Source organism: Polaromonas sp. OV174 (assembly GCF_900112285.1).
GTDB lineage: Bacteria > Pseudomonadota > Gammaproteobacteria > Burkholderiales > Burkholderiaceae_C > Polaromonas.
Genome location: NZ_FOKZ01000044.1, coordinates 1 through 20367, shown reverse-complemented (window position 1 = coordinate 20367; position 20367 = coordinate 1). Strand labels below are relative to the sequence as shown.

Sequence of the window (20367 nt, the reverse complement as noted above, 5' to 3'; positions counted from 1 at the left end):
CTGGCGCTCCGAGCGGATACTGTAGAACACCTGCAAGAGCATGGCGCGCAGCAATTTCTCGGGGGCGATGCTGGGCCGGCCGCCTTTGATGTCGGCCTCGTACATTCCAGCGAACAGCGTATCCATCTTCACCAAAGCCTCGTTGACCATCTGGCGTATGGGCCGCAGGGGATGATTACTTGGCACAAAGTCTTCCAGATGGCGCATTGTGAACAGGCTTTCGGTGAAGGTGTCGGCTCCGCGCATGGAATTGAATTGCTTGTATCTGGTGATGGAAAAATGGGCTACCTGAGATAAACGTTGGAGCTTGCGTATTGGCGGACTCCGCTCCGAGGTATTTCAGCAGCCTGCTAGTACTGTTCTCGGACCTGCAATTTACAATTGGATTGGCCTTACACCCAGTTTTTATGAGTAAGGTTTGCTATTAAATTGAGAGCGTATGGGGGAGCTCGCTGGGGGCTAGCGGTGGCAATCAGACAAACTCCAGTCCCTTCGCTGCCAGCCCGACGAGGTCGATGCACTGGGCATTGGGCTCGGTCTGCGCGGTCTGTTGGCCAGCGCTTAGCGCCAGGTGGTTGCCTTGCAGGGGGCAGCTGAACCCCGGGTCTGACTTTGAAGGGTGGCCACGACCTCCGGGCCGACTTTGCGCTGGCGGCAATGACTGGGCATCAGCCACGACGCTGGCCTCAAGGCCGGTTGGCTGCTGGACGTTTGGCCGGCCTGGGTGCGGGAGAGTGCAACTGCAGCTTCACCGCCGGCGGCGGTGTTGCCTAGAGTGAACCGGAATAGATACGACGGAATATGCAAGACACCCACCTGGCTTGACCCGTGCCGGTTTGCGTGCCACGTCGGATGGCAATTAGCTGGCGGGGGCTTTTTGCCGGCCCGCCGTGGGGGTGTTCTTAACTCCGAATCAGGAAGTCCTGCTTACTGCTGCCTGCGGCCAATTTGGCGCTCAGCCAGGCGGGGTTTTTTCCGCGGCCGGTCCACGTTTTGCCACTCTCAGGGTCCTGGTATTTGGGGGCGACCACGTTACGTTTGTCAGCCGACGCACGTTTGTCGGCGCCTTTGCCTGAAAATCCCAATTCCGATGCCGTCAGGTTGTGGGTTTTGATTAATTCCTTGGCCGCGACAATGGCTTGTGTACGCTCGGCCTTGCGCTCCGCATCCTGCTGCTTGCGCAGTTCATTTATTTTGGCTTCGTATTCATTGATTTGCTGCTGCAGTCCAGCTGATTTCGACATGAGGATAGCTTCCTTATTTAAATTTAAATCTTAATCGAATTTTGAGTGCACTGAACCAGTATTGAATGGAAATGGACATTGATAAGGTGAATGTCCGTCGTGATTCATGTGGTGAAGCGCCCTGCTATTTGTTTTGGATTATTTCCCATTATGCTGGTGATAAACCAGTGGTCGCGCAGATCGGGTTGGCTGCAGCGTAGGCCGTCATTGTCGTTACTCGCCGGCTTGCGCTGTACTAACTTGGCATTTCTGGCTTTGATTGGGCTGGGTTTTTGCTGATATTTTATCAAAGATGGCCGAATGATTTCTTGTTCTTGCATGTCTTTGAGAGGATATATGGCTTGTGGGGGCGTGACGCAAGCAGTCAGGGTCCTGCTTTTCGTTAAGACCTCATCCTCTTGAGTAATCACGGAGGCCTGCGAATCTGTCGCCATCTTCAGTTTGTCACATCGGTGTCGGGGCTTGATGCTTTGAATGGGTGCGCTCGTCGTAGAATTGCGCGCTCAGGTATATGGAAATAGCAAAAATGCAAGAAGCTCAAAACCGTGTCTTCAACACGGAGGAAGAGGCCGGTGCAACCGGTCATCACAGTAAGCAAGTGGCTTAATGCCGGGTAATTGACAACGCCATGACCATTCTCATCACCGGAGCCGCAGGCTTCATAGGTGCCAATTTTGCACTCGACTGGCTGGCTGGCTCTGATGAGTCCGTCGTCAACCTCGACAAGCTGACCTACGCCGGCAATCTGGAAACCCTGGCCAGCCTGCGGGGCGATGCGCGCCACATCTTTGTGCAGGGCGATATCGGAGACGGCGAACTGCTTGCCAGCCTGCTGGCCAAACACCAGCCCCGGGCCGTCCTCAACTTTGCCGCCGAAAGCCATGTGGACCGCTCCATTCACGGCCCCGAAGACTTCATCCAGACCAATATCGTCGGCACCTTTCGCCTGCTGGAGTCCGTGCGTGCTTATTGGAGCGGCTTGCCCGCCGAAGGCAAAGCCGCTTTCCGCTTCCTGCATGTCTCCACCGACGAGGTCTACGGCTCGCTCAGCGCCACAGATCCCGCCTTCACCGAGCAGCACCGCTACGAGCCCAACAGCCCCTATAGCGCCAGCAAGGCCGCCAGCGATCATCTGGTGCGCGCCTGGCACCACACCTACGGCCTGCCGGTGCTGACCACCAATTGCTCCAACAACTACGGCCCCTATCATTTCCCCGAAAAGCTCATTCCGCTGATGATTGTCAACGCCCTGGCCGGCAAGGCCCTGCCGGTGTATGGCGACGGCATGCAGGTGCGCGACTGGCTGTATGTGAAAGACCACTGCAGCGCGATACGTGAAGTGCTGGCGCACGGCCGCGTAGGCGAGGTCTACAACGTTGGTGGCTGGAACGAAAAGCCCAACATCGAGATCGTCAACACCGTCTGCGCCTTGCTCGACGAGTTGCGCCCCAAAGCCGACGGCAGCAGTTACCGCAGCCAGATCAGCTACGTCAAGGACCGCCCTGGCCATGACAGGCGCTACGCCATCGATGCTGGCAAGCTAGAGCGCGAGCTCGGCTGGAAACCGGCCGAGACCTTCGATACCGGTATCCGCAAGACCGTGCAGTGGTACCTCGCCAACCCCGAGTGGGTGGCCAACGTGCAAAGCGGCGCCTACCGCGACTGGGTGCAGACCCAGTACGTCGAGACGGCTGCGACATGAAAATCCTTCTCCTCGGCAAGAACGGCCAGCTCGGCTGGGAGTTGCAGCGCAGCCTGGCGCCGCTGGGCGAACTGATCGCGCTGGATCGCCACAGCACTGAGTTCTGCGGCGACCTCTGCAACTTGCCAAGCCTGGCCGCCACCGTGCAAAGGCTGCGGCCCGACCTCATCGTCAACGCCGCCGCACACACTGCCGTGGACAAGGCCGAGAGCGAGCCCGAATGGGCTCGCCTCATCAACGCCAGCGCCCCCGGCGTGCTGGCCCAAGAGGCCCACAAGCTGGGCGCCTGGCTGGTGCATTACTCCACCGACTATGTGTTTGACGGCAGCGGCAGCGCGCCGTGGACCGAGGCTGACAGGCCCGCTCCGCTTAACGTCTACGGCCAGACCAAGCTCGAAGGTGAGCAGCTGATTGCCCAACGCTGCAAGAAATACCTGATCTTTCGAACCAGCTGGGTTTACGCCGCGCGAGGCGGCAACTTTGCCAAAACCATGCTGCGCCTGGCGCAAGAGCGCGAACGACTGACGGTGATTGACGACCAGTGGGGCGCACCGACCGGTGCCGAGCTGATCGCCGATGTGAGCGCCCACGCCATCCGTCAAGTCCTGCAGCACCCGCAAGACGCCGGTCTCTACCATCTGGCCGCCAGCGGCCAAACCACCTGGAACGGTTATGCACAACATGTTCTAGCCCAAGCAGCGCGTGCGCAACCAGCTATCAAAATAGCAGCAAAAGAAGTCGCTCCCGTGCCTACCAGCGCCTTCCCCACGCCGGCCCAGCGGCCGCACAACTCGCGCCTGAATACGGCCAAGCTGCAAGCCACCTTTGGCCTGAAGCTTCCCGCCTGGCAGCAGGGCGTGGACCGCATGCTGACAGAAATTCTTTGAATCTGAAGAGTAAGAAACCCATGACGACATTCACGACTTCCCGCAAAGGCATCATCCTCGCCGGCGGCTCCGGCACCCGCCTGCACCCGGCCACGCTGGCCATCAGCAAGCAGTTGCTGCCGGTATACGACAAACCCATGATTTACTACCCGCTCAGCACGTTGATGCTGGCGGGCATCAGGGATGTGCTGATCATCAGCACCCCGCAAGACACGCCGCGCTTTGAACAACTGCTGGGCGACGGCAGCCAGTGGGGCATGAACTTGCAATACGCCGTGCAAGCCAGCCCGGACGGCCTGGCGCAGGCTTTTATCATCGGGGACAAGTTTGTTGGCAACCACCCCAGCGCCCTGGTGTTGGGCGATAACATCTTTCATGGTCACGACTTTGTGCCCTTGCTGGCCGATGCCGACGCCCAAACCAGCGGTGCCACCGTCTTTGCCTACCATGTGCAAGACCCCGAGCGCTACGGCGTGGTGGCCTTCGACCAGGCTGGTAAAGCCAGCAGCATCGAAGAAAAACCCCGCAAACCCAAAAGCAACTACGCCGTGACCGGCCTGTACTTCTATGACAAGCAGGTGGTGGACATCGCCAAGGCCGTGAAGCCCAGTGCCCGCGGCGAGCTGGAAATCACCGCCGTTAACCAGGCCTACCTGGACCTAGGCCAGCTCAATGTACAAATAATGAAGCGCGGCTACGCCTGGCTCGACACCGGCACGCACGACAGCCTGCTCGAAGCCGGCCAGTTCATTGCAACACTGGAGCATCGCCAGGGCCTGAAGATTGCCTGCCCGGAAGAGATCGCCTGGCGCAATGGCTTCATCGATTCGGCGCAGCTGGAAAAGTTGGCCCAGCCGCTGGCCAAGAACGGCTATGGCCAGTACCTGCAACGACTGTTGAAAGAAGAGCACCAGGCATGAAAGTTACTCCTACTGCCATCCCCGAAGTTCTGATCATCGAGCCCAAGGTGTTTGGTGACGCGCGCGGCTTTTTCTACGAAAGCTTTAATCAGAAAGCCTTCAACGAAGCTACGGGTACCAATCATCAGTTTGTACAGGATAACCACAGCCGCAGCACCAAGGGCGTGCTGCGCGGCCTGCACTACCAGATCCAGCAGCCCCAGGGCAAGCTGGTGCGCGTGGTGCGCGGCGCGGTGTTTGACGTGGCGGTGGATATCCGCAAGAGCTCTCCCACGTTTGGCCAATGGGTGGGTGTGGAACTGAGCGAGGATAACCACAGGCAGCTGTGGGTCCCTCCAGGGTTTGCGCATGGGTTTCTGGTGACCAGCGAGTCGGCTGAGTTCTTATACAAAACCACTGACTATTGGTACCCCGAGTTTGAGCGCAACCTGCTCTGGAACGACCCGGTCGTAGGTGTGCAGTGGCCGCTTCAGGCTCAGCCGCTGCTGGCCGCCAAAGATGTCGCAGGTAAGCATTTGGCAGTTGCAGAGGTGTTTGATTGGTGACCCGCCGAACTTTCGGAAGGGTGTCCGCGCCGTATCGCATGTACGCCATGAGGAGTTCGCGCGTCGCACGCTGTCCGCCGTTCAACAAGCCGACAGTGGGCAAGCGAGAACAGGTTTGCAGTGGTTGCCTACAAGCTACAGAAAATGAAAAGGTCCACTATTCGTAGCGATAGCAGACCTTATTCTGGCTTGGTGCCCATTCCGGGAATCGGACCCGGGACCTCTCCCTTACCAAGGGAGTGCTCTGCCACTGAGCCAAATGGGCAATATGGAGCGGGAAAAGAGGCTCGAACTCTCGACCTCAACCTTGGCAAGGTTGCGCTCTACCAACTGAGCTATTCCCGCATCAAAAACTTGGCTCCTCGACCTGGGCTCGAACCAGGGACCTACGGATTAACAGTCCGGCGCTCTACCAACTGAGCTATCGAGGAACAACTTTAATTAATTCGCAGATAGCTCTAAATGACTATCTGACAAAGGATGCGATTCATAAAATCGTCTTACATCCGCCCTTGCATACCCACCAAAGGAAAAGGTCCACTACTATTTTAATAGCAGTGGACCCTTGTCTTTATTGGTGCCGGAGAGATGAATCGAACACCCGACCTTCTCATTACGAATGAGCTGCTCTACCGACTGAGCTACACCGGCTTAAGCCTTAGATTATAGCTTGCTAATTTGGCTTGGCATGGTAGGCAGTCACCCGTTCCACCTCATTTTTTGAACCCAGCATCACACTGACGCGTTCGTGCAACTTGGTGGGCTGGATATCCAGGATGCGTTCCTTGCCGTTGGTGGCGGCGCCGCCGGCTTGCTCTATGAGCCAGCTCATGGGGTTGGCTTCGTACATCAGGCGCAGCTTGCCGGCCTTTTCGGGTTCGCGCTTGTCCCAGGGGTACATGAAAACGCCACCGCGCGTCAGGATGCGGTGCACGTCGGCCACCATGGAGGCAATCCAGCGCATGTTGAAGTCTTTGCCGCGCGGGCCTTCCTTGCCCTGCAAACACTCGTCGATGTAGCGCTTGACCGGCTCGTCCCAGTGGCGCATGTTGCTCATGTTGATGGCAAATTCCTTGGTGTCCGCCGGGATCTGAACGTTTTCCTCGGTCAGCACGAAAGAGCCCTGTTCGCGATCCAGTGTGAACATGGCCACGCCGTCACCCACGGTCAGCACCAGGGTGGTTTGCGGGCCATAGACGCAGTAGCCTGCGGCGACCTGCTTGTTGCCGGCCTGCAGGAAGTCTTTTTCTTCGACGCTTTCCTGGCCCTCCGGCTTCTTCAGGACGCTGAAAATGGTGCCAATGCTGACGTTGACGTCGATGTTGCTGGAGCCGTCCAGGGGATCGAACAGCAACAGGTATTCGCCCTGCGGGTAGCGGTTGGGAATCGAATAGATGCTGTCCATTTCTTCCGAGGCCATGGCGGCCAGGTGGCCGCCCCATTCGTTGGCCTCGATCAGCACCTCGTTGGCGATGATGTCCAGCTTTTTCTGGACTTCGCCCTGTACGTTTTCGCTGCCGGCGGTACCCAGCACGCCGCCCAGCGCACCCTTGTTGACGGCCTGGCTGATGCCTTTGCAGGCTCTGGCCACCACTTCCAGCAGCAGCCGCAGCTGCGAAGGAATGTGGCCGTCGATGCGCTGCTGCTCAACCAGGTAGCGCGTCAGTGAGATGTTATTTGACATAAATTAAAACTCCATTCAGTTAGTTTGTAGGCAGATGAAGCTGCCGGTTCAAGCGGTCAAGGCGCGGGTGACGACTTCCAGCGTGTCTTTGCTCAGGTCGGTCTTGGCCGCGACGCGGGTGATGGCTTCGCGCGCGGCGCTGCGGTAGGGCTCGGCCAGTTTGCTCCAGCGGTCCAGCGCACGCGCCAGGCGCGCCGCCACTTGCGGATTGATGGCATCGAGCTCGATCACGCGTTCGCTCCAGAACACATAGCCGGCGGCGTCAAGGCGGTGAAAGGCGGCCGGGTTGCCCTGGCAATAGGTGCTGATGACGCTGCGCGCGCGATTCGGGTTGCGCAGGCTGAAATCGCTGTGCTTCATGAGCTGCTTGACCGCCGACAGGATATTGCCGCCGCGATCGGGGGCGCTGGTCTGCAGGCCAAACCATTTGTCGATGACCAGGGCCTCGTCCTTGAACAGGGCATGAAAACGTTGCAGCGCCTGGGTCGCCAGCGGGTGGCCGCTGGAGACCAGGGCGGACAGGGCGTTGAAGCGGTCCGTCATGTTGCCGGCGTCCTTGAAGCGCTGCAAGGTCTTGCCGGGCCAGACGGTGTCGCCGCTGACCTGGGCCGCCAGGCACAAATGGGTCAGCGCCATGCCGGCCAGCGCGCGGCGACCGCTGGAAAGCGGATCAGGCGTGTAGGCGCCGGTGTCGTGGTTGGCCGCGTAAACGGCTTCCCAGTCGCTGGTCAGGGCGCTCGCCAGTTGCTGGCGCATGGCTTCGCGCACCGCGTGAATGCGCTGCGGGTCCACCACGGCTAGCTGTTCGGCCAGATAGGTTTCGGACGGCAGCGTCAGCACCAGCTCCTTGAAAGCGGCATCCAGCGTGGGATGGCGCAGCACCTGGCGCATGGCGCCAAGATAAGCATCATCGAGCACGCTAGCCAAGGCAGCAGGGGTGCTGTCAGCTATTGATTTGATAGCGGCCACGGCGCGATTGACGGCCAGGCGCTGACCGGCTTCCCAGCGATTGAATGGGTCGCTGTCGTGCGCCAACAGGTGCAGCAGCTGGGCATCGGTGTAGTCGAACACCAGCACCACCGGGGCACTGAAGCCGCGCAGTATGGAGGGCACTGGTTCGGCGTCGAGGTTGACAAAGGTGAAGGTTTCGCTGGCTTGCGTCAGCACCAGGGTGTGTGTACCTGCCGTGGCAGCGGCTTCGCCGGCCAGCTGCAGCGGCAGGTCCTGGCCAGCTTCGTCCAGCAGTCCCAGGCCGACCGGAATCACAAAGGGCTCCTTGACGGTCTGGCCGGCCGTGGGGGCGCAGCTTTGCGCCAGGCTCAAGGTGTAGCTGCGCGCAGCGGCGTCGTACACGCCATGCGCGCGCACTTGCGGCGTGCCGGCCTGGCTATACCAGCGTTTGAACTGCGGCAGCAGGCGCGCCAGATCGGAGGCCGGGTTGGCGTCGGCAATGGCTTGGGCAAAATCGTCGCAGGTCACGGCCTGACCGTCGTGGCGTTCGAAGTACAGCGTCATGCCCTTGGCAAAGCCTTCGCGGCCCACCAGAGTCTGCATCATGCGCACCACTTCCGCGCCTTTTTCGTAAATCGTGACGGTGTAGAAGTTGCTGATTTCCACGTAGCTGTCGGGCCGCACCGGGTGCGACATGGGGCCGGCGTCTTCGGGGAACTGGGCAGTGCGCAGCACGCGCACGTCTTCGATGCGCTTGACGGCGCGGGCGGAAGCCTCAAAACACAGGTCTTGTGAAAACTCCTGATCGCGGAAAACGGTCAGGCCTTCTTTCAGGCTGAGCTGGAACCAGTCGCGGCAGGTGACGCGGTTGCCGGTCCAGTTGTGAAAGTACTCGTGGCCGACCACGCTTTCGATATTGGAGAAATCAACGTCCGTCGCGGTAGCCTGATTGGCCAGCACGTACTTGGTGTTGAAGATGTTCAGGCCCTTGTTTTCCATGGCGCCCATGTTGAAGTCGCTGGTGGCGACGATCATGAAGCGCTCCAGGTCCAGCGGCAGGCCAAAACGGGCCTCGTCCCAGGCCACCGAATGCATCAGCGAGTTCATCGCGTGTTCGGTCTTGTCGAGGTCGCCGGGGCGCACATAGACCTGCAGCACATGGTCCTTGCCGGCGCGCGAGGTAATGCGCTGCTCACGGCTGACCAGCTGGCCGGCCACCAGGGCAAACAGGTAGCTGGGTTTTTTGTGCGGGTCCACCCATTTGGCGAAATGCCTGGCGCCGTTGGGGCCGTCTTCCAGCGGGCCTTGGTCCACCAGGTTGCCGTTGGACAGCAGCACCGGGTATTTGGCCTTGTCGGCGCGCAAGGTCACCGTGTACATCGCCATCACGTCCGGGCGATCCAGGAAGTAGGTGATGCGCCGAAAGCCCTCGGCTTCGCACTGGGTGAAGAAGGAGTCGTTGCTCACATACAGGCCCATCAGCTGGGTGTTCTTGGCCGGACAGGTGGTGGTGAAGATCTCCAGCGCAAAGGGCTCGTTGCCCGCCGGCAGGTTCTCCAGCACCAGCTGTTTGCCTTCCATCTTGAAGGTGGTGCCCTGGCCGTTGACCAGCACGCGGGCCAGATTCAGATCTTCGCCGTCCAGCTTGAGCGGCTGGGCCGGCAAGTCCGGGTTGCGGCGCAATGTCATCTTGTTGAGCACGCGCGTTTTCACCGGGTCCAGGTCAAAGCACAGATCGACGCTGTCTATCCAGTAGGCCGGAGCGATGTAGTCGGCGCGGTTGATGACTGCGGCTTGCGCTCCAGTTCCTCGATCATCAATCATTTGCTGCATGGTGACTTTCTGTATTTTTGAAAACTCAAACGGGAGGCCCTGCACACGCGGCGCAGGGCCTGAACAATGCTCAGACGCCTTGCTTTAGCGAGGCTTCGATGAACTGGTCCAAATCCCCATCCAGCACTTTTTGCGTGGCTGAGGTTTCGTAGTTGGTGCGCAAGTCCTTGATACGGCTGTTGTCCAGCACATAGCTGCGGATCTGGTGGCCCCAGCCCACGTCGGTCTTGTTGTCCTCGAGCTTTTGCTGCGCTTCCTGCTGCTTGCGCAGCTCGAAGTCATACAGCCGCGAACGCAGGCGTTTCCAGGCGACGTCGCGGTTGCTGTGCTGGCTGCGGCCGTCCTGGCACTGCACCACGATGCCGGTCGGGATGTGGGTCAGGCGCACGGCCGAATCGGTCTTGTTGATGTGCTGGCCGCCGGCGCCGCTGGCGCGGTAGGTGTCGGTACGCACGTCCGAGGGATTGATGTCGATCTCGATCGAGTCGTCGATCTCGGGATAGACAAACACCGAGGCAAACGAGGTGTGGCGCCCGCCCGACGAGTCAAACGGCGACTTGCGCACCAGCCGATGCACGCCGGTTTCGGTGCGCAGCAGGCCAAAGGCGTATTCGCCCTCGATCTTGATGGTGGCGCCCTTGATGCCGGCGGTGTCGCCGGGGGATTCGTCTTCGACCGTGGTCTTGAAGCCCTTGCGCTCGGCGTATTTGAGGTACTGGCGCAGCAGCATGCTGGCCCAGTCGCAGGCTTCGGTGCCACCGGCGCCGGCCTGGATGTCCAGAAAACAGTTCAGCGGGTCGGCCGGGTTGTTGAACATCCGGCGGAATTCCATTTTTTCCACTTCGGCGGCAACCTTGGCGGCCTCGGCTTCAATCGCCTGCATGCCGGCATCGTCGCCGTCACCCCGCGACATGTCGAACAACTCGGAGTTGTCGGCCAACTCCTGGGTCAGCCGGTCCAAGACCAGCACCACGTCTTCCAGGGATTTTTTCTCGCGGCCCAGTTCCTGCGCGCGCTTGGGGTTGTCCCAGACCTTGGGGTCTTCGAGCGCGGCGTTGACTTCGTTCAGCTTACGTTCTTTGGCAGGGTAGTCAAAGATACCCCCGAAGTTCGTTGACCCGATTGCTCAGGTCCGCGAGTTGGTTGCTGATGAGGTTGATGTGTTCTGCGTCCATGAGGGTTCAATCCAGGGTTATTTCAAAGTAACTGAGGATTTTCTCATGGCGCGGCAAGTTTCACGCCAGAAAGCCCTCAATCAGGGCCGCCAGCTGCTCGGGCTGGTCGTGGTGCAGCATGTGGCCGGCGTCCTGGATCACCGCCACCTGCGCCTGGGGCACCAGCTTGAGCCTTTCGTGGTACTCGGCCAGCGTGTACTGGCCTTTCCACCACAGGCTTAGCGAGTCGTCCGAGGCCTCGACGGCCAGCGTGGGCGCGCTGATGCGCTGGTAGATTTCCAGCATTTCGTCGGCGCGGTAAAGCTGGGCGCTGGTGATTTTGTGCGCGGCATCGCCCAGGATGCGCCACTTGCCCGCCGCATCGGGGCTGGCCCAGTGGCCGGCCAGCCAGTTGGCCTTGTCGGGCGTGAGCCTGGGGTTGGTTTTCATCAGGCGCCTGGCCACGCCGGCCACGTCGTCATAGGCTTTCAGGTCCAGCTCGCCGCGCTGCAGGCTTTTCAGCTCGTCCATCCACTTGGCATAGCGGCCAGGGGCTTGGGCTGGCTGGCTGGCCGGCATGCCGAAGCCCTCCAGGTTGACCAGCTTGCGCAGGCGCGACGGCCGCACGCCGGCATACAGCATGGCGACGTTGCCGCCCATGCTGTGGCCGACCAGGTCCACCGCCTGGCCGGGGGCGTAGTGATCGAGCAGAAAGTCGAGGTCGGCCAGGTAGTCGGGGAACCAATAGCTGTCGGTCAGGCCGCCAGCGTGGCCCGAGCTGGTCTGGCCGAAGCCGCGCCAGTCGGGCGCGATGATGAGCCGGCCCCGAACAAAGGCGTCGGACAAGGCGTCGACCATGAACTGGTAAGACGCCGCCACGTCCATCCAGCCGTGCAACAAGACAAGTGGCACCCCCACGCTCCCCACTGCGTGTGGTTCACTGCCCCCCGAGGGGGCTGGCCTTGCTTGGGGCGGCCCGGCGCTGGCGGCCTTGGCGTCGGTCTGGGGTGCCTGCCAGATTTGAACGTGGTAGTTGAGCCCGCGTATAGGGACAAACTCGCTGCGGAAAAGTCGGTTTTCTTTGTACATTGGGCGCTCATCATAAGGAGGTCGGTTGTGAAGCGCAGTCAAAAAAGAGACAGCCAGAGGCCGGCGCCAAGCCAGCCTGCCGACGCCTATGCCGAATTGCACCGCGGCTTTCGCTGGCAGGTGGATGAGTACTTCAACATCGCCGAGGTCTGCTGCGGCCGTTGGGCGCGGCCCCAAGCTGGCCAGCGAAATGCTATTAAAAAAATAGCTATCTGCGCTCACCAGACGGGCGCCGAGAGCACTTTTTATACTTATTTTGAGCTGCAGCAGGCGGCCGATGCGCTCAGCCACGTGCTGGCTGGGCTGGGCGTGCAGCGCGGCGACCGCGTCGCCATCGTCATGCCGCAGCGTTTTGAAACCGCCGTGGCCTATATGGCGGTGTTCCAGATGGGGGCGGTGGCCATGCCGCTGTCCATGCTGTTCGGGCCGGAGGCGCTGGCCTATCGCCTGCAGGACAGCGAGGCGGTGGTGGCGATTGGCGACGAAAGTTCTATGGACAGCCTCAAGGCGATCCGTAGCGACTGTCCGGCCCTGCGCACGGTGTTGGCCGCTGGCCAGGCGAGCGGGCAGGGCGATCTGGATTACGCGACGGCCGTCGCCGCTCAGCAGCGGGCTTTCACGGCGGTCAAGACCCGGGCCGACGAAGGCGCCATCCTGATCTACACCAGCGGCACCACCGGCCCGCCCAAGGGGGCGCTGCTGGCGCACCGCGCGCTGATAGGCAATCTGCCCGGCTTTGTCTGCAGCCAGAACTGGTTTGGCTTTGACGGCCAGGCCAATGCCAAGTCTGACGCCGTGTTCTGGTCGCCGGCCGACTGGGCCTGGACCGGCGGGCTGATGGATGCGCTGCTGCCCACGCTTTATTTCGGCCGGCCCATCGTCGCCTTCAATGGCCGCTTCAGCCCCGAGCTGGCCTTTGGCCTGATGCAGGCACAGGGCGTGACACATACTTTTTTGTTCCCCACCGCGCTCAAAGCCATGATGAAGGCTTATCCGCAGCCGCGCCAGCATTTCAAACTCCAACTGCAAGGCATCATGAGTGCGGGCGAGGCGGTCGGCGACGCCGTGTTTGACTATTGCCGCGAGCAACTGGGGGTGGTCGTCAATGAAATGTTCGGCCAGACCGAGATCAATTACGTGGTGGGGAATTGCAGCATGAACGAAGCGCCGGGCCGCCCCAAGCAAAGTTCAGCCCCCTCGGGGGGCAGCGCAGCACACGCAGTGGCAAGCGTGGGGGCCATGGGCTGGCCGGCGCGTGCCGGCAGCATGGGCAAGGCTTATCCAGGCCACCAGGTCGCGGTGATTGACGACGAAGGCGAGGAGTGCGCCGTGGGCGTGCCCGGCGATGTGGCGGTCAATCGCTACGACGTGCATGGCGATCCCGACCCCATCTTTTTCTTGGGTTACTGGAAAAACGAGGCTGCGACCCGCGCCAAATTCAGCGGCGACTGGTGCCGCACCGGCGACCTGGCGCGGCGTGATGCCGACGGCTACCTCTGGTACGAAGGCCGCGCCGACGATGTGTTCAAGGCGGCGGGTTACCGCATAGGCCCGGGCGAAATCGAAAACTGCCTGGTCAAGCACCCGGCCGTCGCCAATGCCGCCGTGGTGCCCAAGCCCGACAAGGAGCGCGGCGCCGTGGTCAAGGCCTATGTTGTTCTTGCTCCTGATTTCATAGCTGCTCGCGCTCAGCTGACGGGCGATACGGGCCTATTTGATCTAAAAATGATGGCCGAGCTGCAGGCCCATGTGAAAAACCTGCTGGCGCCTTACGAGTATCCCAAGGACATCGAGTTCATAGAGGCCTTGCCCATGACCACCACCGGCAAGGTGCAGCGCCGCGTACTGCGGCTGCAGGAAGAAGCCCGCTTCAAGGCGGCCACGGGTTAACCCGAGAGGCTGCCAGGTTTATGCGGGCTATCAAAAACCATGATTGGCTTTGGGGCTGCCTGGCCGTTACATTGCCATCGTGAACATTAAACCAACTAGAAGGAGACAAGCATGCTGAGTCGACACGCCATACGAACCCTGAGCCTGGGCCTGATGACCGCCTTTTCCGTCCTGAGCGCCGCACAGGCCGGCACAGTATCGGTGGTGACCTCTTTCCCCAAGGAGCTCACCGAGGCCTACAAAAAGGCGTTTGAGGCGCGCAATCCCGGCATCAAGCTTGAAATCCTGAACAAGAACACCACCGCCAGCATTGCCTATATCAAAGAGCTGGCGGTTGGCCAGCGGCCCGACGTGATGTGGGCCTCGGCACCCGATGCCTTCGAGGTGCTGGCGCATGACAAGCTGCTGCAGGCCGCGCCCGAGGTGAAGAACCCGGAGGCGCCGGCCAAGGTCGGCAACTACCCGCTCAACGACCCGGAAAATCTGTATTACGGTCAGGCGCTGGCCGGCTATGGCCTGATGTGGAACACCCGCTACATGCAGGCCCACAAGCTTGCCGCGCCCAAGGAGTGGGCCGATCTGGTCAAGCCCGAATACTTTGGCCATGTGGCGGTGTCCTCACCCTCGCGCTCGGGCACCACCCACCTGACGGTGGAAACCATTTTGCAGGGCGAAGGCTGGGAAAAAGGCTGGAGCCAGATGCTGCAGATTTCGGGCAACTGCGCCGCCGTGACCGACCGCAGCTTTGCCGTGCCCGATGGCGTGAACAACGGCCAGTACGGCATAGGCCTGGTGATCGACTTTTTCGGCCTGGCCGGCAAGTATTCGGGCTACCCGGTGGAGTTTGTCTATCCCTCGGTGACGGCCGTGGTGCCCGCCAATATCGCGCTGGTGGCCGGAGGCAAAAATGCCGAGGAAGCCAAGAAGTTCATCAGCTTTACGCTCTCGCGCGAAGGCCAGGAGCTGCTGTTCGACCCCAAGATCAGCCGCCTGCCGATACTGCCCAATGCCTCTTTCGGCGCCAAGGTGCCGGCCAACTACCCGGATGCACAGGCCATCGCCAAGCGCGCCAAGGTGAGCTTTGACTCCAAGCTGTCCGGCGACCGCTACCAGGTGGTGGTCAGCATGTTCGACCAGATGGTGACCTTTCGCCTGAAGGACTTGCAGGCCGCCACCAAGGCGATTCATGAGGCCGAGCGCAAGCTCAAGGCCAAGCCCAATGCCCAGGCGGCCGAGCTGCTCAAGCAGGCGCGCAGCTTTGCCTACTCGCCGCTGGTGTCGGACTCCATGATCAAGGACGAAGCCTTCCTGGCCCTGTTCCGCAAGAACAAAAAAGACGTGGCGGTGGCCAAGCAGTTGACCGGTCTGGAAGACATGTGGAATTCCAAGGCCAAGGCCAACTACGACAAGGCTAGAGAGCTGGCCGGTCAGGCCGTTGCCCTGATCAAGTAAGCCGGGCCGACCCTGCGCTGATTTTTTCCCGCTGAAGCCGTGCGCCTTGCCGCGCACGGCGCAAACTCTCCATTGAAAGTCTCTTCATGTCTGCTGTCTTGACAGAATCTGCCACGCCCCAGCTGCCCCGCGCCGCCCGGGTTCGCCATGGCATTGCCTGGGGGCCCTGGCTGCTTGCCGGGCTGGTGCTGGCCTTCCTGGGTGTGTTTCTGCTGCTGCCCGTGGGCGAGGTGATTTACACCGCCTTTGTGACGGAAACCGGTGCCTTCACGCTCAGCCATTTCAGCAACTTCTTTGGTCAGGACCTGCTGCGCGAGTCACTGATGAACAGCTTCATGGTGGCGCTGGCCTCGGTGTTTTTCGCCTCCGTCATTGCGATTCCGCTGGCCTATCTGACGGTGCGTTTCGAGTTCCGCGGCGCGCTGCTGATACAGACCCTGGGCGTGCTGCCGCTGATCATGCCGCCCTTTGTGGGCGCGGTGGCGCTGCAGCTGATCTTCGGTCGCAGCGGTTCGGTGAACCTGCTGCTCAACGACTATTTCGGTTTCACGATTCCCATCATGGACGGCTTGATGGGCGTGACCTTCGTCGAAAGCATTCACTACTTTCCCTTCATCTTGTTGAACCTGGTGGCGGCCATGCGCAACATCGACGGTTCCATGGAAGAGTCCGCCATGAACCTGGGGGCGCGCGGCTGGCGGTTGTTCTGGCGCATTATTTTCCCGCTGTCCTTGCCGGGCTATCTGGCCGGCGCGGCGCTGGTGTTCGTCAAGGTGTTTGACGACCTGGGCACGCCGCTGGTGATGGGGGTGACCAATATGCTGGCGCCGCAGGCCTACCTGCGCATCACCTCCATTGGCATCGAGGATCCGTTGGGCTATGTCATCAGCGTGATCATGATCGTGTTGTCGATTCTGGCGCTGTGGATGGCGGCGCGCATGATGAAGGGCAAGGACTACACCACCTTGCAAAAGGGCGGCAGTTCGCTGCAGCGGCGCCAGCTTCGCGGCTGGGAGTCGGTGCTGGCCTATGGCTGGGTGGTGTTCGTGCTGCTGGTCACGCTGGCGCCGCACCTGGGCATTTTGCTGATGTCCTTCTCCAAGGTCTGGAGCTTCTCGGTGCTGCCCGACAGCTACACGGTGGCGCATTACGCCACGGTCTTCACAGACTCCAAGCTGATGATTTACAACACGCTGAAGTACTGCTTCATGGCGGCCGGGCTGGACATCGTGCTGGGGACTGCCATTGCCTACCTGATCTACCGCACCAAGCTGCCGGCGCGCCAGTGGCTGGATTACATCGCCTCGATTGCGTTAGCGATTCCCGGTCTGGTGCTGGCGATCGGCTATCTACGTCTGTTCAAGGGCGTCAACGTGCCCTTCACCGACACGCCCATGGTGGCGACCTGGTTCCTGATCATGATCGCCTACGCGGTGCGCCGCCTGCCTTATGCCTTGCGCTCTTGCATGGCAGCCTTGCAGCAGGTGCATATCTCGCTGGAGGAGGCGGCCAACAGCCTGGGCGCCGGCAAGGTCAACACGGTGCGCCGCGTCATGGTGCCGCTGATGATGGGCGGTATCCTGGCCGGCTTTGTCACCAGTTTCATCACGGCGGCGGTGGAGTTGTCGGCGACGATTTTGCTGACCTCGGCCGAGAGCCAGGCGCCCATGAGTTATGGCATTTACCTCTATATGCAAAGCATTGCCGGGCGTGGCCCTGGCGCCGCCCTGAGCGTGATCGCCGTGGTGGTGGTGGCGCTGGGTACCTATTTGTCGCACCGCGTGATCGAGAAGTCGCGCGCTCCCGTGCGCAGCAGCAACGATTGAAGGAATTACAAAAATGCATCTCAATAAAGTTTCTCTGGAAGCGCGTCACATCAGCCTGAGCTATGGCAGCACGGAAGTGCTGAAAGACGTCAACATCCGCATCGAGCCGGGCGAGTTCTTTGCCTTGCTCGGGCCCTCGGGCTCGGGCAAGTCAACGCTGCTGCGCCTGATCGCTGGCTTTAACCAGCACCAGCGCGGCGAGTTGCTGATAGACGGCAAGGACATCACCGGCACGCCGCCGCATCTGCGCAATGTGGGCATGGTGTTCCAGAACTACGCGCTGTGGCCGCACATGACGGTCTGGGACAACGTGGCTTTCGGCCTGGTGGAGCGCAAGGCCTCGCGCGACGAGATCAAGCGCAAGGTGGGCGCGGCGCTGGAACTGGTGGGGCTGCAGCAATATGCCAATCGCCGGCCTAGCCAGCTCTCGGGCGGTCAGCAGCAGCGCGTGGCGCTGGCGCGCACCGTGGTGATAGAGCCCAAGCTCTTGTTGCTGGACGAGCCCTTGTCCAATCTGGATAAAAACCTGCGCGTGCAGATGCGCGAGGAGCTGAAGAACCTGCAGCGCACATTGGGCTTGACCACTATCTTCGTCACCCACGACCAGGAAGAAGCCATGACCACGGCCGACCGCATGGCGGTGCTGGACAAGGGCGTGCTGCAGCAAGTGGGCAAGGCCGCGGCGCTGTTTGATTTTCCCGCCAACCGCTTCGTCGCCGGCTTTGTCGGTACGGCCAATCTGGTGGATGGCAAGGTGACGCAGGTGAACGGCGAGACGCTGACCTTCCAGGCCGACGGCGTGGGCGTGATGGTGCTGCCGCGCACCCCTGATGCACCGGTCGTGGGCCAGGCCACCTTGGCCTTTCGGCCGCACACGGTGCACATCCGCGTGCGCGATGAGCACACCGATGCTTCGCGCATCTGGCTGGACGGCCGGGTGGAGAGTTCGGAGTTTCTGGGCGAGTCCTCGCGCTACCGCGTGCGGGTGGGCGAGACCGTGATCGTCGCCAATCAGGCGCACTACTCGGGCCTGTCGCTGTTTCAGCCGGGTGCCGAAGTTCGCCTGGGCGTGGAATCCACCCAGGTCCGTTTCCTGACCCACTAAAGCGGAGGAAAGCAGCGACGAATAAGCCGTGGAAATCTATCAGTTGCGTGCCTTTGTCACGGTGGCCAAGATCGGCCACCTGACGCGCGCCGCCGAAGCCCTGCATGTGACCCAGCCCGCCGTGACCGGCCAGATCAAGGCGCTGGAGGAGCAGTTGGGGATTGCCTTGTTTGACCGCCGGCCCGGGCGCATCATGCTGACCCGAGCCGGTGAACGCATGCTGCCCGAAGCGGAGAAGGTGCTGGCGGCAGCCGGCGCCATGCTGGGCCGGGCCCGCGAGTTGCAGGGGGAGGTGTCGGGCTCGCTGGTGATAGGCACCGTGGGCGATCCCGATTCACTGCGCCTGGGTTCCTTGCTGGGTGGCCTGGTCACGGCCTTGCCGCTGCTGGAGATCAAGACCCGTTCGGGCGATGCCGAAGCCCTGCGCGAGGCCGTTGCCACCGCTACCTTGCAGGCCTCGTTTTACATCGGTCCCAACCTGCCGCGCGACGTGCGTGGCTTGCCCTTGCAGACGCTTAACTACCGCGTCACCGCACCGTTTTCATTCAGTCAAAAAATCTTGCATGCCGGTTGGCGCGAGATCGCCGACATGCCCTGGATAGGTGCGCCCTACAACAGCCACGCGCAATCGCTGTTGCGTGATCTGTTTTCGCGCCAGGGCTTGCTGCCCAATATCGCGCTGGAGTCGGATGACACGGCCGCGCCGCTCAGTCTGGTGCGGGCCGGTCTGGGACTGGCTTTGCTGCGCGAGGATGTGGCCGTGCCGGCCGCGGAGCGCGGCGAAGTTGTCATCTGGCCGCATACCCGGGTGGCGGCCTTGCTCAGCTTTATTCACTCTCCGACCCTGGAGCACGATCCGGCGATCGTGGCGACCTTGTCCCAGCTGCGCAGCATCTGGGGTTTGCAGGCATGAGGTCTCAGAGCCTGTTTCCGCAGGGGTGAAATTTCGCCTGATTTCAAGATTCAAACCAAGGAGGATCCCATGTTCATCGTCAGAAAACTTTCATTGTTATTGATACCTTTGTTGAGCGCTTGCTCGGCGCTGACACCACCGCAGGCGGCGCCAGCCGCAGAGGCCAAAGCGGTTGCCGTACCTGCCAAGGTGTATCTGGCCGCCAGTCAGATAGACACCACGCGTTTCCTCGCACCGCCGCCGAACGAAGCGGTCACCAAGCGCGAGATCGAGTTCATGCTGGAACTGCAAAATAGCCGAAGCAAGGCGCAGGTGGAGCGCTCCGTCGCTGACCTGGAGCAGAGCATTTTCAGATTTTCCGACGTGATGGGCGACAAGTTCACCAAGGAACGTTTGCCGAAAATGGCCCAGCTTTTTACGACCTTGTACAAGACCGAAAGTGGCCTTAACAAGCAAGGCAAGGGGAAGTGGGACCGCCCACGCCCACCGATCGCCGACAAGCGCATACAGCCTGTGACCCGCTATGCCAATGGAGGCTCTTATCCCAGCGGTCACGCGACTTTCTCCTATCTCTCCGCCATCGTGCTGGCCGAGCTGGTGCCGGAAAAGCGGACGCAAATTTTCGACCGCGCCAGAGAATTTGGTGACAACCGCGTGCTGGGGGGCGTGCACTATCCCAGTGACATCGAAGCCGGACGGCAACTGGCCACCCTGATCGCGGTGGAGATACAAGACCATCCGCTCTACCAGGCCGATTTTTCGGCGGCCAGAGTCGAGCTGCGCGGCGTGCTGGGCTTGCAGTAGTGGCAGCCTAGCGAGGCTGTCTGACAGGATCGGCATAGGGGGCCTCCATTCTTGGAGGCACCCCTGCCACACCACCCGGCATGCGGGTCCGCACCGGGCGATTCGAGCGCTTGAGGTCAGGACAGTCTTGGCACCCCCAGCCCATTGAAGTACGCAATCGTCAGCACGATCTTGATGACCCCATTGCTGTTGCGCCACCAACGGTGGCAGTTTCCCGCCACCTGCTTGGCAACGTCTTCGCTGGCACCCATCGCCTTAAGCCCCCGGTAAATCGTCCTCGGCCGCTTCCAATGCCACAGCTGGATCGCCCTCAGGCGGTGGCGCAACCATTTGTCCAACGTTCGCCAGACTTTTGGCGTTTGCGCCAG

17 protein-coding genes, 4 tRNA genes and 1 pseudogene are annotated in these 20367 nt (G+C 61.1%); 10 read left to right on the top strand and 12 right to left on the bottom strand.

What is annotated here, in order from left to right; translation table 11 throughout:
• The 3 genes from BM160_RS21425 to BM160_RS21415 all read right to left on the bottom strand — a co-directional run.
• A partial coding sequence (locus BM160_RS21425; RefSeq protein WP_143093317.1) for a transposase occupies positions 1-246 on the bottom strand: 246 nt, incomplete at its 3' end.
• Positions 247-902: 656 nt separating this feature from the next.
• On the bottom strand, positions 903-1244 hold the full coding sequence (locus BM160_RS21420; RefSeq protein WP_092008181.1) for an H-NS histone family protein: 342 nt from the start codon (positions 1242-1244) through the stop codon (positions 903-905).
• Between the two features lie 104 nt (positions 1245-1348).
• Positions 1349-1564, bottom strand: a complete 216-nt coding sequence (locus tag BM160_RS21415) for a hypothetical protein (protein ID WP_143093316.1) — start codon at positions 1562-1564, stop codon at positions 1349-1351.
• Between the two features lie 308 nt (positions 1565-1872).
• On the opposite strand from BM160_RS21415, the gene rfbB reads away from it, so the two are divergent.
• The 4 genes from rfbB to rfbC are packed head-to-tail and all read left to right on the top strand — an operon-like array spanning position 1873 to position 5298.
• Positions 1873-2946 (top strand): dTDP-glucose 4,6-dehydratase, encoded by a 1074-nt coding sequence (gene rfbB, locus BM160_RS21410; RefSeq protein WP_092008179.1) that lies wholly within the window; start codon positions 1873-1875, stop codon positions 2944-2946.
• Complete coding sequence (gene rfbD / locus BM160_RS21405) at positions 2943-3833, top strand: dTDP-4-dehydrorhamnose reductase (RefSeq protein ID WP_092008178.1); 891 nt, start codon at positions 2943-2945, stop codon at positions 3831-3833. The genes rfbB and rfbD overlap by 4 nt, the downstream gene beginning before the upstream one ends.
• Before the next feature lie 20 nt (positions 3834-3853).
• Positions 3854-4753 carry a glucose-1-phosphate thymidylyltransferase RfbA gene (gene rfbA, locus BM160_RS21400; protein ID WP_092008177.1) on the top strand — a complete coding sequence of 300 codons (900 nt, stop codon included), beginning with the start codon at positions 3854-3856 and terminating at the stop codon, positions 4751-4753.
• Positions 4750-5298, top strand: a complete 549-nt coding sequence (rfbC, locus tag BM160_RS21395) for a dTDP-4-dehydrorhamnose 3,5-epimerase (RefSeq protein ID WP_092008176.1) — start codon at positions 4750-4752, stop codon at positions 5296-5298. Before rfbA ends, rfbC begins: the two co-directional genes overlap by 4 nt.
• 190 nt (positions 5299-5488) lie before the next feature.
• On the opposite strand, the gene BM160_RS21390 is transcribed toward rfbC, so the two are convergent.
• The 8 genes from BM160_RS21390 to BM160_RS21355 all read right to left on the bottom strand — a co-directional run bounded on the left by BM160_RS21390 (position 5489) and on the right by BM160_RS21355 (position 12009).
• Positions 5489-5563: transfer RNA gene (locus BM160_RS21390), tRNA-Thr, on the bottom strand.
• 4 nt (positions 5564-5567) lie between these two features.
• A tRNA-Gly gene (locus BM160_RS21385) sits at positions 5568-5643 on the bottom strand.
• A 10-nt stretch (positions 5644-5653) separates the two neighbouring features.
• A tRNA-Asn gene (locus BM160_RS21380) sits at positions 5654-5729 on the bottom strand.
• Between the two features lie 144 nt (positions 5730-5873).
• A tRNA-Thr gene (locus tag BM160_RS21375) sits at positions 5874-5949 on the bottom strand.
• Between the two features lie 22 nt (positions 5950-5971).
• Positions 5972-6982, bottom strand: coding sequence for a class 1 fructose-bisphosphatase (locus BM160_RS21370; protein ID WP_092008175.1), 1011 nt, complete (start codon positions 6980-6982; stop codon positions 5972-5974).
• Positions 6983-7030: 48 nt separating this feature from the next.
• Complete coding sequence (gene pepN, locus BM160_RS21365) at positions 7031-9766, bottom strand: aminopeptidase N (RefSeq protein WP_092008174.1); 2736 nt, start codon at positions 9764-9766, stop codon at positions 7031-7033.
• A gap of 70 nt (positions 9767-9836) precedes the next feature.
• A protein-coding gene (gene prfB, locus BM160_RS21360) for a peptide chain release factor 2 (protein ID WP_143093315.1) occupies positions 9837-10941 on the bottom strand; the annotation gives its coding sequence in 2 pieces (ribosomal slippage) (positions 9837-10859 and positions 10861-10941; 1104 coding nt in all).
• Between the two features lie 60 nt (positions 10942-11001).
• Positions 11002-12009, bottom strand: a complete 1008-nt coding sequence (locus tag BM160_RS21355) for an alpha/beta fold hydrolase (protein ID WP_092008173.1) — start codon at positions 12007-12009, stop codon at positions 11002-11004.
• Positions 12010-12036: 27 nt separating this feature from the next.
• On the opposite strand from BM160_RS21355, the gene BM160_RS21350 reads away from it, so the two are divergent.
• The 6 genes from BM160_RS21350 to BM160_RS21325 all read left to right on the top strand — a co-directional run bounded on the left by BM160_RS21350 (position 12037) and on the right by BM160_RS21325 (position 19999).
• Positions 12037-13899, top strand: coding sequence for an acyl-CoA synthetase (locus BM160_RS21350; protein WP_255369040.1), 1863 nt, complete (start codon positions 12037-12039; stop codon positions 13897-13899).
• A 153-nt stretch (positions 13900-14052) separates the two neighbouring features.
• Positions 14053-15351, top strand: coding sequence for an ABC transporter substrate-binding protein (locus tag BM160_RS21345; RefSeq protein WP_092008182.1), 1299 nt, complete (start codon positions 14053-14055; stop codon positions 15349-15351).
• A gap of 86 nt (positions 15352-15437) precedes the next feature.
• Entirely contained in the window at positions 15438-17177 is a 1740-nt protein-coding gene (locus BM160_RS21340) for an ABC transporter permease (RefSeq protein WP_092008172.1), read from the top strand.
• A gap of 13 nt (positions 17178-17190) precedes the next feature.
• Positions 17191-18282: an ABC transporter ATP-binding protein gene (locus BM160_RS21335; protein ID WP_092008171.1), complete on the top strand. Its 1092-nt coding sequence runs from the start codon at positions 17191-17193 to the stop codon at positions 18280-18282.
• 28 nt (positions 18283-18310) lie between these two features.
• A complete protein-coding gene (locus tag BM160_RS21330; protein ID WP_092008170.1) occupies positions 18311-19195 on the top strand; it encodes a LysR family transcriptional regulator in 885 nt (294 codons plus the stop codon).
• Positions 19196-19264: 69 nt separating this feature from the next.
• Complete coding sequence (locus BM160_RS21325; RefSeq protein ID WP_092008169.1) at positions 19265-19999, top strand: acid phosphatase; 735 nt, start codon at positions 19265-19267, stop codon at positions 19997-19999.
• A 116-nt stretch (positions 20000-20115) separates the two neighbouring features.
• Here BM160_RS21325 and BM160_RS21320 read toward each other — a convergent pair.
• Positions 20116-20367: pseudogene (locus tag BM160_RS21320) on the bottom strand (group II intron reverse transcriptase/maturase); the annotation flags it as partial.

Bases quoted from the DNA above. Each gene is read 5' to 3' on its own strand.
- BM160_RS21325 (WP_092008169.1), top strand. From the start codon at position 19,265: ATGTTCATCGTCAGAAAACTTTCATTGTTATTGATACCTTTGTTGAGC.
- rfbD (WP_092008178.1), top strand. From the start codon at position 2,943: ATGAAAATCCTTCTCCTCGGCAAGAACGGCCAGCTCGGCTGGGAGTTG.
- rfbA (WP_092008177.1), top strand. From the start codon at position 3,854: ATGACGACATTCACGACTTCCCGCAAAGGCATCATCCTCGCCGGCGGC.
- BM160_RS21335 (WP_092008171.1), top strand. From the start codon at position 17,191: ATGCATCTCAATAAAGTTTCTCTGGAAGCGCGTCACATCAGCCTGAGC.
- BM160_RS21420 (WP_092008181.1), bottom strand. From the start codon at position 1,244: ATGTCGAAATCAGCTGGACTGCAGCAGCAAATCAATGAATACGAAGCC.
- BM160_RS21355 (WP_092008173.1), bottom strand. From the start codon at position 12,009: ATGTACAAAGAAAACCGACTTTTCCGCAGCGAGTTTGTCCCTATACGC.
- BM160_RS21340 (WP_092008172.1), top strand. From the start codon at position 15,438: ATGTCTGCTGTCTTGACAGAATCTGCCACGCCCCAGCTGCCCCGCGCC.
- rfbC (WP_092008176.1), top strand. From the start codon at position 4,750: ATGAAAGTTACTCCTACTGCCATCCCCGAAGTTCTGATCATCGAGCCC.
- BM160_RS21415 (WP_143093316.1), bottom strand. From the start codon at position 1,564: ATGCAAGAACAAGAAATCATTCGGCCATCTTTGATAAAATATCAGCAA.
- BM160_RS21345 (WP_092008182.1), top strand. From the start codon at position 14,053: ATGACCGCCTTTTCCGTCCTGAGCGCCGCACAGGCCGGCACAGTATCG.
- pepN (WP_092008174.1), bottom strand. From the start codon at position 9,766: ATGCAGCAAATGATTGATGATCGAGGAACTGGAGCGCAAGCCGCAGTC.
- rfbB (WP_092008179.1), top strand. From the start codon at position 1,873: ATGACCATTCTCATCACCGGAGCCGCAGGCTTCATAGGTGCCAATTTT.
- BM160_RS21370 (WP_092008175.1), bottom strand. From the start codon at position 6,982: ATGTCAAATAACATCTCACTGACGCGCTACCTGGTTGAGCAGCAGCGC.